The 11,792-nt window shown below is 40.1% G+C and carries 11 protein-coding genes and 1 riboswitch; of the genes, 2 read left to right on the forward strand and 9 right to left on the reverse strand.

Features of this window, described 5'->3' with window-relative positions; genetic code table 11:
- Positions 1-44: 44 nt before the first annotated feature.
- The 8 genes from rmuC to ACEXOE_RS19985 form a co-directional block, all read right to left on the reverse strand.
- Positions 45-1,367: a DNA recombination protein RmuC gene (gene rmuC / locus ACEXOE_RS19950; RefSeq protein ID WP_394750623.1), complete on the reverse strand. Its 1,323-nt coding sequence runs from the start codon at positions 1,365-1,367 to the stop codon at positions 45-47.
- A gap of 233 nt (positions 1,368-1,600) precedes the next feature.
- On the reverse strand, positions 1,601-2,395 hold the full coding sequence (locus ACEXOE_RS19955) for an ABC transporter ATP-binding protein (RefSeq protein WP_394750678.1): 795 nt from the start codon (positions 2,393-2,395) through the stop codon (positions 1,601-1,603).
- Positions 2,396-2,445: 50 nt separating this feature from the next.
- Complete coding sequence (locus tag ACEXOE_RS19960) at positions 2,446-3,477, reverse strand: FecCD family ABC transporter permease (RefSeq protein ID WP_394750624.1); 1,032 nt, start codon at positions 3,475-3,477, stop codon at positions 2,446-2,448.
- Positions 3,478-4,662: an ABC transporter substrate-binding protein gene (locus ACEXOE_RS19965; RefSeq protein WP_394750625.1), complete on the reverse strand. Its 1,185-nt coding sequence runs from the start codon at positions 4,660-4,662 to the stop codon at positions 3,478-3,480. It abuts the gene before it with no gap.
- Positions 4,663-4,682: 20 nt separating this feature from the next.
- Positions 4,683-5,249 (reverse strand): alpha-ribazole phosphatase, encoded by a 567-nt coding sequence (cobC, locus tag ACEXOE_RS19970; protein ID WP_394750626.1) that lies wholly within the window; start codon positions 5,247-5,249, stop codon positions 4,683-4,685.
- Complete coding sequence (locus tag ACEXOE_RS19975; protein ID WP_394750627.1) at positions 5,234-5,995, reverse strand: adenosylcobinamide-GDP ribazoletransferase; 762 nt, start codon at positions 5,993-5,995, stop codon at positions 5,234-5,236. Before ACEXOE_RS19975 ends, cobC begins: the two co-directional genes overlap by 16 nt.
- Positions 5,992-7,023, reverse strand: coding sequence for a nicotinate-nucleotide--dimethylbenzimidazole phosphoribosyltransferase (gene cobT / locus ACEXOE_RS19980; protein ID WP_394750628.1), 1,032 nt, complete (start codon positions 7,021-7,023; stop codon positions 5,992-5,994). Before cobT ends, ACEXOE_RS19975 begins: the two co-directional genes overlap by 4 nt.
- A 2-nt stretch (positions 7,024-7,025) precedes the next feature.
- Positions 7,026-7,532: a bifunctional adenosylcobinamide kinase/adenosylcobinamide-phosphate guanylyltransferase gene (locus ACEXOE_RS19985; RefSeq protein ID WP_394750629.1), complete on the reverse strand. Its 507-nt coding sequence runs from the start codon at positions 7,530-7,532 to the stop codon at positions 7,026-7,028.
- Positions 7,533-7,734: 202 nt separating this feature from the next.
- Positions 7,735-7,979, forward strand: a riboswitch (cobalamin riboswitch).
- Positions 7,980-8,050: 71 nt separating this feature from the next.
- On the opposite strand from ACEXOE_RS19985, the gene ACEXOE_RS19990 reads away from it, so the two are divergent.
- Together ACEXOE_RS19990 and ACEXOE_RS19995 are read left to right on the forward strand one after the other, a co-directional pair.
- Positions 8,051-9,925: a TonB-dependent receptor plug domain-containing protein gene (locus tag ACEXOE_RS19990; RefSeq protein WP_394750630.1), complete on the forward strand. Its 1,875-nt coding sequence runs from the start codon at positions 8,051-8,053 to the stop codon at positions 9,923-9,925.
- 129 nt (positions 9,926-10,054) lie between these two features.
- Entirely contained in the window at positions 10,055-10,987 is a 933-nt protein-coding gene (locus ACEXOE_RS19995; RefSeq protein WP_394750631.1) for an ABC transporter substrate-binding protein, read from the forward strand.
- Positions 10,988-11,128: 141 nt separating this feature from the next.
- Here the strand turns inward: ACEXOE_RS19995 and ACEXOE_RS20000 are convergent, their stop codons facing one another.
- A complete protein-coding gene (locus ACEXOE_RS20000; RefSeq protein WP_394750632.1) occupies positions 11,129-11,419 on the reverse strand; it encodes a hypothetical protein in 291 nt (96 codons plus the stop codon).
- Positions 11,420-11,792: the final 373 nt, after the last annotated feature.

The raw sequence follows: 11,792 nt of genomic DNA on the forward strand, positions 1-11,792 counted from the left end.
ATTTAAATGTCGCTTTTTTGAAAGACAACTAACAAGCTTTCAACCTATAGGGCATCATCTTGTGCGCGCTTTAGAATTGATTCCGGAATGGATTTTTTGGCTTTGGCGCCCATTTTCTTCAATTTTTCAATGCTAACGATAATATTGCCACGACCTTCCACCAATTTGTTCATGGCCCCTTTATATTCGTTCTTGGCTTCGTCCATTTTCTTGCCTACTTTGGTAAGATCATTCACAAAACCTTCAAATTTATCATAAAGCGCTCCTGCCTGCCGCGCTATTTCTATGGCATTGCGCTGTTGTTTTTCATTATTCCACATGCTGTCTATAGTGCGCAAAGTAGCCAATAGGGTAGAAGGGGTAACAATGACAATGTTTTGCTCAAAAGCCTTATTGTAAAGGTGGTTGTCATTGTTGATGGCCACAGCAAAGGCGGGTTCTATGGGAACAAATAACAATACAAAGTCTGGACTCTCCATTTCATAGAGATCCTCATATTTCTTGGCAGAAAGTTGGTCTACGTGTCGTTTTAAGGAATTAATATGGTCCTTTAAAAACTTTTCCTGCAATTCCGCTTCCGCATTTACATAGCGTTCGTAATCCGTAAGCGAAACTTTGGAATCTACAATCATTTTTTTCCCATCAGGCAGATGAATAATGACATCAGGTAACACACGTGTACCATCTTCCCTGGTAAAACTTTGCTGTACGCTATATTCCCGATCTTTTTCCAAACCGGATTTCTCTAAAACACGCTCCAAAACCAATTCCCCCCAATTTCCTTGCATTTTACTATCTCCTTTTAAGGCTTTGGTCAGGTTTTCTGCTTCCTGGGTAATTTTGAGGTTTTGATGTTGTAAGTTGAGCAATTGCTCCTTAAGTGCGGAATGGATGCTGATATTTTCTTTCTGACTTTCCTCTACTTTCTTTTCAAACAGCTGTATTTTTTCATTGAGCGGCAGCAAAATATTCTTAATATTTTTCTGATTTTGCTCGGTAAACTTGCTGCTCTTTTCGTCCAAAATTTTATTGGCCAGGTTTTCAAATTCTTTCGTGAATTTTAGCTGTAATTGTGCTACCTCTTCTTTTTGCTCTTTGTTTTTTGCCTCCAGATTTTCCATGTCGGCCTGGTAACGAACGATTTGTTGACCTAAATGCTCCTTCTCGTGTTGCAAGTTTTCACGATAGGTTTCCCCATCACTTAATTTCTGCTCCAAAAGCTGCACGGTATTCCGCAATTGATCTTCGCGCTCCACTAAGGTGCTTTGATCCGATTTGGTCTTCAATTTTTGGATATAAGTGCCCAAAAAATAACCTATTCCAGCGAATAAGAGTCCAATAATAAAATAGATTAAAATACCATCCATATACCTGCCTTAGCTTTACTCGATAATTGAGATTTGAACCTGACTGCCGTCAGGCAAGTTGTTCCGACACTTAGGTCGAAATAAAAATTGATTTTTCGTTTAAAGCTCTATGATCTTGCACCGAGCTAGTTTGCTGTAAAGATATGATTTTGATTATTAAAACAAGGATGGGGTAACCCATGGATTTTAATACTGAATTGCAAATAAAATCAATTCTCAAAGCGTTCAGAACTTTACTTTTTTACTTTAAAAGAGCCAGTATTGGCGTCAAAGGCAATAGTATCTGCAGGAAACAACTGTTCAAAACTTTTTTGTTCAATAAGTTCGCAGGGTGTTCCAAAATGACTTTGCCCTTTTTCCAGAATGAGCATTGCATCACATAATTGAATGGCTACTTCTATTTCATGCGTAGTAAAGACAATGGTTTTCTGGGTTTCGTGTGCAATCGCCTTCAAAAGCTTTAAGATGTGTACTTTGTGATATAGGTCCAGATGTGAGGTGGGCTCATCTAGTAGCATAATAGGAGTATCTTGGGCCAAGGCCCGTGCAATCATCACCTTTTGAAGTTGCCCATCGCTGAGTTCGTAGCATTTTTGATGTTGCAAATCTTCCAATTGCACCCTGGTTATGGCTTGCTGTATTTTTTCCTTATCAGAAGCACTTAGTGCTCCGATCCAATTGGTATAGGGTTGTCTGCCCAAGGCAATCAATTCCAAGACCGTTAAATTTTTAGAAGCAATAGGCTCGGTAAGTACTAAACTGAGTAAGGATGCCAATTGCAAGGGGTTATAGGAATTTAGCTTTTTGCCATGGATTAGAATATCTCCTTTTAAACCGGGTTGAACATTGCCAAGAGTACGCAGTAATGTAGATTTCCCTACACCATTAACGCCCACAATCGCAGTAAGCGCACCTTGAGGAATAGAAAAATTGAGTTGTTTCCCAATGTGGATTTCTTCGCGCTTGTTCGTATACCCAATAGTGAGGTTTTGGGCTTCTAAAGTAATATGTTTAGCTGTGATAGGTATCGTCTTAAATTTTTACTATTCCATGTCAAAAATATTACTTTTTCCCAGTTTTAAAAGACCATCTTCCGTTTTCTGATCAGAAGCCAGATCACAATGGGAGCGCCAATGATAGAAGTAATGGCATTTATGGGTAAAATATAAGCTGTTGTAGGCAATTGTGCCACGGTATCACATAATAATAGAAGAATAGCGCCGTAAATTAGTACTGCCGGGACCAAAACCCGATGATCCATGGTATTGAAGATTTGTCGGGTTAAATGGGGTACGGCCAAGCCAATAAAGGCAATTGGACCTGCAAATGCCGTAACACTTCCTGCGAGCAGCCCTGTCGCAATAATGATGATCAATCGGTTTTTCTGAATCCCAATGCCTAGACTTCGTGCGTAATTTTCACCCAATAGCAATGCATTTAGTGATTTTATGGAAAGAATACTTAAAGAGATGCCCATAAGAATAATGGCAAATAATAAGCCCAATTGCGCCCAGGATAGATTTCCTACGCTCCCAAAAGACCAATAAATGTACTGTTGCAATTGTTCGGCATTGGTGAAATACGAAAGCACGCTCACGATGGCGGCTGTAATACTGCCAAACATTAATCCAATGATCAACAAGGCCATAGTGTCTTTTACCTTGGCGGCGACTAAGATAACGGCCAACAAGACCAAAAAGCTACCAAGACTTGCCGCAACGGCAAGAGAAACATCGCTGATCAGTCCAAAAGATAAAAACCCTGTGAAAAGCGAAGCGCCCATGATCAATAGGGCCGCTCCTAAACTGGCACCGGAACTTATACCCAAAACAAAAGGACCGGCCAAGGGATTTCTAAATAGGGTTTGCATTAGAAGGCCACTTAATGCCAGACCACTACCTACTAAAATAGCCGTGAAAGCCTTGGGAATCCGGTAATTCCAGATAATATAACTCCACGAATCGTTGGTGGTTGCCTTCCCAAAAAGTGCTCCAAAAGTGTCTTGTATGGGGATAGTTACCGAACCTAAACTAATATTAATGCCAAAACTAAGTAGTAACACCAATAGTAAGATCAAAAAAGCAGGGCGATATGTTTTAATAGGATTCACTTATTGGATGCGACTAAAAAATACGGGTTGGTGATCGGGCAGCAATTCGGGATGAAAAATATGAATTAGGTCTTTCAAAACCAAATCGGGTTTGTTGGGGCCGAGTTCAAAAAAAAGGAGTCCACCAGTTGCGCCTTTGGCATTGGTATGGGTATAGATTTTTTGATTCTTAAAAGCGTCAAATTGCTGATAATGGGAATTCGCCTCCAGGAGTTCTTTTTGTGTAGCGTGTAGGGACGGATTCAGCCAAAAATCGGCATGCTTTGCTTTTTCCAAAACGCTTTCCACACTTAAAGAAAGGCTTCCGGTCTCCGTAGTTTCCTTCCATAGATAGTCGGCATGGGCATCGGCTAAAAATTGCGCCATCCAGCTTCCGCCTCCAGCAACGTACCATACATCTTTGTATAAGCCTCCATTCATGACCGTAGGCTTTGTATGGGCTTTTTGAGCCAGGGCTTTTACCCTTGTATACGAGGTTTCTGTTTCAGAAAAAATACGATCGGCCTTGTCTTCCAATCCAAAAAAGGGCGCAAAAAACTTAATCCATTCTGACTTTCCAAGAGGGGTGGCTTCGGTCCAATCGCCATTGTAAACCACAGGGATATTGGCCCGTTGAATCGTATTATAGGCCTTATTCTGACTATTGATGCCAAAACCTACGACCAAATCGGGTTGCAGCGAAAGCAGTAGTTCGGTATTGAGGGCTTCGTTGCTTCCCAATTCTTGAACAAGACCTTTATCGATACGAAGCCTTGTTTTTTCGGACGAAACAAAATCAGTTTGAGGAAAGCCTACGATTTTTTCATGCACGCCCAAGGCTTCCAAAGCCGGAATGTGTGTGGTTGAAGTAACTACAATTTTATCTACAGGTACAGCAATTATGGCATCATAAGCATCACGATTCAGCGTCATGGATGCCATTTTGTCTTTTGGAATCAAGGCATAGGTAAAGGCGTCTTCAGCTTCGGCCCATGGGGAAGATATGGTGAGAACAGTAAGGCCAGAGGCTTGTTTGGTTATTTGGAAGCCTTTGGCGTATGCTATATTGGATTCTTGGGATTCTTGGGATTCTTGGGATTCTTGGGATTCTTGGGAAACAATTAAAGTTTCTTTCTTTTCCGATTTACAGGAAAACAGGAGAAAAGTGATCAAGAAGCATTGAAAAAAGAGCGTTTTGGATTTCATAACATTGATGGATCGATGAATTATTTTAAGACCAGGCCTTCGGTAATGGCAAAGGTAGTGCCTTTATTTTCCAGACGTAGCACATGGCCATAATTTAATTGAATGGAAAAGGAATCTTTTAAGGGAATCTGCTGCAAATGCGCTACTAAAGCACGTATAACTCCGGCATGGGTAATGACAATGGCTTTTTTTGGTTTTTCTTCTTGAAGTTCCCTAAAAAAATCAATTACCCGCTCCTGTAATTGAAGGTAGGATTCTCCTTCAGGGACGCTGGTTTCCACAAAATTTTCCATCCAAGGGTTGATTTCCGTTGGAGGAATCGCATTCCAGGCTTGCATTTCCCATTTCCCAAAATGCAATTCCATTAAACGGGCATCATACTGAATAGTGTTGCCAAAGGTTGCAGCAAGTTTTTTACAACGCTTTAAGGGACTGCTATAAATTTTTGTTTGCTGATCAAAGTTAATTTGATCATGTATTTTTTGGTATTCTTCGGGAAAACTCGCTACCAGTGCCAAATCCGATTGGCCATAACAGATGCCTTTGGCAATATCGGGAGTAGTATGTCGGACTAGGTAAATTTCCATAAGGCGATAAGGCTTAGATAAAAAATAAGTTCGGACAATTGCTGTACGGCTCCGGCGCAATCCCCTGTTTGTCCTCCGATCCATTTTTTGAATTTCCTACCCAAAAAAACCTTGGACAGATAAACAGGAATCAGGACGACAAAAACCCATGGATTTTTAAAAAGCAATAAGGGTAGCATTCCAAAAATACCACTAATGACCAACATGCTTAGGGACATGCTTTTCGCAGCCGGTTTTGCTTTGCTGTCTTCTGTATCCCGGACATACGGGTGTGTGTAAATGAGGGTAGTGGCAATAAAGCGACTTAAAGCATGCCCACTGATCAGTACTATAGGTATTAAAGCGGTAGGACTATGATAGAGTGCAAAAAACTTTAAGGCTAAAACAGCCAAAATACCAATAACACCATAGGTTCCTAATCTGGAATCCTTCATGATCAAAAGAATCTTTTCCTTGGTCCAACCTCCACCAAAACCGTCGCAAACATCGGCAAAACCATCTTCATGAAAGGCTCCGGTAGTATATATGGTGGCCACCATGCTTAAAAGAATGGCAATTTCTTTAGGAAACAGAAGAGCGGCACCATAAAAGAACAATGCGCCAATACTTCCTACCAAGATACCTATTAAAGGGAAATATTTTGAGCTCTGTCTCAAGTAATCGGGATTGTGATTGATCCATTTTGGACATGGAATCCTCGTGAAAAACATAAGTGCCGTAAAAAAGATATCGATTTGCTTTTTCATGCCTTGCTTACTTCAGCTTCGTCAAAACTGGCCATATCGGAAAGAAAACCAACAGCAGCTCTTAACAAGGGAACAGCCAAGGCGGCCCCAGTACCTTCCCCTAGCCGCAATCCAAGATTCAAAAGAGGTTTTTGATTTAGAAAATCCAGCATTTTTTGATGTCCCTGTTCACCAGAAGTATGGGCAAAAATACAATAGTCCAAGCAGTTTTTATCCAGGGCATGGGCAGCCAATAATGCAGCAGTAACAATAAATCCGTCGATCATAACAACCATTTTTAGAGCAGCAGCTTTTAAGATTGCTCCTGCCATCATGGCAATTTCAAAGCCTCCGTAGGTCGCCAAAACTTCCAAAGGGGATATGGGATCATGCTGTCGCTGTGCAGCAGCTAGAATTTCCTTTTTTAAGGTAATTCCTTCCTTTTGCAATCCCGTACCCGCACCTACGCATTCTTCTAGGGGGATCGCTGTATAGCATTGCATCAGTAGGGAAGCCGCAGAAGTGTTGCCGATACCCATTTCCCCAAAACCTATGGTATTACATCCTTTTTGCTGAATTTCATGTACTAAACCCCCGCCTTTTTTCATAGCAAGGGAACATTGTTCAGCGGTCATAGCGGGCTCATTTGCATAATTTTTTGTGCCGTAGGCGATTTTAGCATCCACAAGACCTACAACTCCTTTAAAATTATGATTTACTCCTGCATCTACGACTGTTAAAGCCACATCATTGCGCTTGCAGAATGAATTGATAGCCGCGCCTCCGTTCAGAAAGTTCAAAACCATCTGAGCGGTAACTTCTTGGGGATAGGGATTTACTTTTCCTTCTTTGGCTATCCCATGATCTCCGGCAAAAACAATGATATGGGGCATTTTTATGCTAGGAGTATCGGTTTGCTGAATCAATCCAATTTGTAAAGCAATAGCCTCTAACTGTCCCAAAGCACCAATAGGCTTTGTTTTATGATCTATTTTATGTTGAATACCTGCCGCCAATTGTTTTGAAAGCGGGGTGCTTTTTAGGTCCATGTTTATTCTTTAAGGGTTAGAGGTATGCCAGATACCATTAAAATGGCTTTAGTGGCATGTTTTGCAATATGTTGGTTCATCCAACCTTGTAATTCGGTGAATTTTCTGCCTATTTCGGTAGCAGCATGTACGCCCATCCCAATTTCATTGGAGATGATAATAATGTTAGCCTTTATAGAGAGCAGTTGATCAAATTCATAGGTGGCCAAAGCCAGGGCTTTTTCAACATCATTTTTGGTGTCTACAAAGAAATTGGTGAGCCATAGGGTGACACAGTCAATAACCACGGTATCGTTCTCTTCAATGTTTTTTTGTAGTTCTTTTTCTTCTTCAATGGAAGTCCATCGTGCATCCCGATCGGCAATGTGGCGATCAATACGCTTCCTGTGATCGGCATCCCAAACACGGGAAGTGGCAATATATTTGGGAGTATCGGAAAGCTGCAATGCCAGATTTTGGGCATAACGGCTTTTGCCCGAACGTTCTCCTCCTGTAATATAGTAAATCATATTTTTTATTTGACTCGATAATCGAGATGTCCACCAAATCGCCATAAAGCCTGTTGTTCCCACGCTTAGATCGAAATAGTGTGTATTTTTTATAATCTTTTCACGGGCCCGGCCGAGGGAGATTTCATCTTTGAAATGCGGTTCAATATTAGCCTTTTTTTTCAAAAGAGACCGAAAATTATTAAAATCAAATAAAAGAACTACATTTGCAGCGAATTTTGGTTGCTGTCATTTTTTAGATGATAGTATTAAAAGGGAATCTAGTGATTTGAACCTGTATTTCAGAAAGTCTAGAGCTGTTCCCGCAACTGTAAGTTTGAATCAAATGTATTTTTGATTCCTCATTTTTTTTGAGCTGTTATTTTCTTCATAAAGCCACTGCCATAAGGTGGGAAGGCAAGATAGCAGAAAACAAGCCAGGAGACCTGCCAAATTCAAAAATAGAATAGTAAACTTTCGGGATAAAAGTTTAGTATGAAGACACGCATACTATTTCCCGTTTATCGATTTAAACGAAAATGAACAAAAAATTTTTAGGATTGTGCGCCGCTTCTTTGGTGTACGCAAATGCTTTGGCACAGGAAAAACAAACCGATTCCATTATTGTTACCGAATTGGATGAGGTTGTGGTGAGTGATTCCCGCTTTCAATTGAAAAGGGAAAATTCAGGAAAGACCGTAATCAAAATCACGGCAAAAGAATTGGCACAAAGCCAAGGAAAGACGGTGGTTGACATCATTAACAGAAAAAGTGGAATAGAAGTCAATGGAAGCCGTGGCCGTAATGGGGTGACCTTAGGGGTTTTTGCCCGTGGGGGTCGTGGCCGTCAAACCTTGATCATCATTGACGGTGTTCAGGTCTCAGATCCCGCTTCTTTTTCTTCGGAATATGACCTTCGCTTGTTGCCCGTTTCTACCATTGAATCCATTGAAATTATAAAGGGAGCTGCCAGTACTTTGTATGGAACTAACGCAGCCACGGCAGTAATCAATATTACTACCAAGAAAGCTTCCAAGAAAAAAATTGCGGCTACCTTCCAATCTAGTATTGGCACGAATCAAACTGCTGAGGATCAGAACTACAATTTATCTGATTTTTCCAATAGTGCACAAATCAATGGAACACTAGGGAAATTTACCTATGCCACAAGCTTCTCCAATACCTATACGGATGGTATTTCGGCCGTGTTAACTGCAGATAACCAGGAGGATAGTTACTCCAGAATTAATACGGATGTACGTTTAGGGTATCAATTCACAAAGAATTTTAATGTACAGATTTTTGGAAACCACAGTAAAGTAGATGCTGAGTTCGACGAATCTTTTGGGTTTTTAGATGCCGATAACCTTACGCGCATTGAACAATTGAGAACGGGGCTTTCATCAGAATATACTTATGAAAATGGTTCTTTACACCTGAATACGGGATATTCTACCTATGATACAGAATTTATTTCACAGTTCCCAAGTACTTCAGAATCCAAGAACTTGGTAGTAGATCTATATAACAAATACAACTTTGACAACACCTTCTATTTGATTGCTGGTGTGAACTATATTGACAATCAAATTGAATTGACGGAAACCGAAGATTTTAATATTATTGATCCCTATGCCAATGTGGTTTATGTTTCCCCTTTTGGTCTAAATATCAATGCTGGGGCGCGACTCAACAATCACTCCGAATATGGAAGTAATTTTATCTTTAATGTAAACCCTTCCTTTACCTTTAAAACAGAAGAAGGGTATTTTAAGGTATTGACCTCCTATGCCACTTCCTATATCACACCTTCTTTGAACCAGTTATTCGGGAATTTTGGACCTAATCCAGATTTAGAGCCGGAAGACGACCGGACCATAGAAGGAGGATTGGAATATAAGAATTCCAATAAGCTTCGCGCAAGTGCTTTGTACTTCAATAGGAAAGAAGAAAATTTCGTCTTCTTTGACAATACCGCTTTCGGGTTTTTAAATGCAGAGGATACTATAGATGCACAAGGTGTTGAGGTTGAGGTGGATTGGAATCCGGCAGACGAACTTCAGTTCAGCGCCAATTATACCTTCACAGAACGTAAAGGCGACAATGCAATTCGTATTCCAAAACATAAGATCAATGCAACATTGGCCTACGATTTTTCCAATAGAACCAATGCTTCTTTGGCCTATACCTATACCGGGGATCGTTCGGATACCGATTTCAGCGCGTTTCCTTCTGTAGATGTTCCTTTAGACGCCTTTTCAGTGGTAGATGCCTATATCGGACACGAAATATTGGCAAATAAATTAAGGGTGTTCCTGAATGCCAATAACCTCTTGAATGAGGACTTTCAAGAAACTTTGGGCTTCAGTACCAGAGGACGAAATTTTAGAATTGGGATGAATTTGACGTTCTAATGCTTTAGATAATCCTAATGAAATTATTTTAGACCGGAGCACAAGCGAATTCATACGATGCAATGATTTCGATTGTGCTCTAGTTGTTTTAGACGAAATGTTTTACCTTGACCTTTAAAATACCATCTGATGTTGAAAGTATGTTCTTTTTTACCTGCGGTTACCCAAATGATTTATGATATGGGATTACAAGAACACCTATATGGGATTACTTTTGAATGTCCGGAGATTGCATTGACTGAGAAAAAAGCCGTGGTACGATGTGTTCTTGAAGGGAAGGAATATAGCAGTCAGGAAATCGATACTATTTTTTCGGCAAGCAAACAGCAAGGAAAAAGCTTGTATTACGTTGATGAACCGCTGCTGGAGGAAATAGCACCAGATATTATTTTTACACAGGATGTTTGTGAAGTATGTCAAATAGATACCGCCTGTACCGCAGCAGCCGTAGCTAAATTGGAAAAACAACCCGAATTGATTTCCATTAGCCCCGATTCCTTGGAAGATGTATTTGCCACTGCAATTACAATCGCCAAAGCATTAGATAAAGAGGAAGTGGCCTATGCTTATCTTGAAAAATTGCAAAGCAGAGTCGATACGATTATTGATACCCAACGCAAACATAAAGTGCTACCAAAACGCGTTTTGCTGATGGAATGGATTGCTCCCATTTACAATTGTGGGCATTGGATTCCCCATCAAATCGCCTATGCAGGCGGTATTGATATGCTTTCCAATCCTTCAGGAGACAGTATTGTGACCCCTTGGGAGAAAATTGTAAAATACGACCCTGAAGTATTGGTCATTGCCCCTTGTGGCTTTCGCATTGATCGAGCCGCGGAGGAAATGCATTTGCTGACACAAAAACTAGAATGGAACCATTTGAAAGCAGTGAAAGAAAATGCCGTTTATTTGGCAGACTTTGATTTGTTTACCCAACCATCTGCCAGCACTTTAGTAGATGGGATTGAATTATTGGCTGGAATGTTCCACAAAGAAATCCTTACCATTCCTGAGCGTTTGACGTCCAAATATACGTTGTTCGAGACGGTTAAGGTCTAGATAAGCTTCTGTCGCTGTATGAAGTTTGCAACTTCCTACCGATAATGAGTGAGAAGTTTTGAGGTATGAGGCATTAAGGGTTAAGTGATGTTTGTTGCTGCGAAGTTACAAACTTCGCAGAGCAAGTTGGAATAGAAGTATTTATATGATGACATACTTGAATACGTCTCCACTGCGCTTTACCTGACAGCTATTCCATTGAAAAGACTTCTCGATACATTTTTTAATTGCGCTTCGCTTATAAAAAACACTCGAAGTGACACCAAGTGCTGCAAATAGGATATTGTCTCCTTTAGGGAACTTTAGGTGTGTTTTAGGGAGTAGGGAATAAGGTGCGCGTTTACCTGGGAACTTACAAACTTCACAGAATAGGAGCCATGGCAGTAATGCCATGGCTTTTTTGTTGTACAAGACATTCAAGCTAAATGCCATTTTAGCATGAATCTTAAATCATCTTATAGTATATATCCTACTTTTTTCTCACGAATTAAGTAAGATTACATTATTATTTTTATTAGGATTATTCGTTTTTATTCGATATTTTTAACTGAAAAACATACAAAAAGACATAAACAATCTGTTTTGTGTAGATTTTTTCATCAAGACCAAGAATTTTGTAACCAATTGAACCTCAATATCATGAAGAAAAAAATCCTTAGGCAATTTCATGGGGATCCCTATTGTCATGTTCTCAAATTTTTTAGCTTAAAACTCCTAGTTTCTGTTTTTCCAAAAATTGGGGCATTTTACTAAACAGACTGCAGTACTACATTTAAAAGACCCACTGTTTTTATAAGAAAGGCGA

This window comes from Spongiimicrobium salis, from assembly GCF_043678055.1.
GTDB lineage: Bacteria > Bacteroidota > Bacteroidia > Flavobacteriales > Flavobacteriaceae > Spongiimicrobium > Spongiimicrobium salis.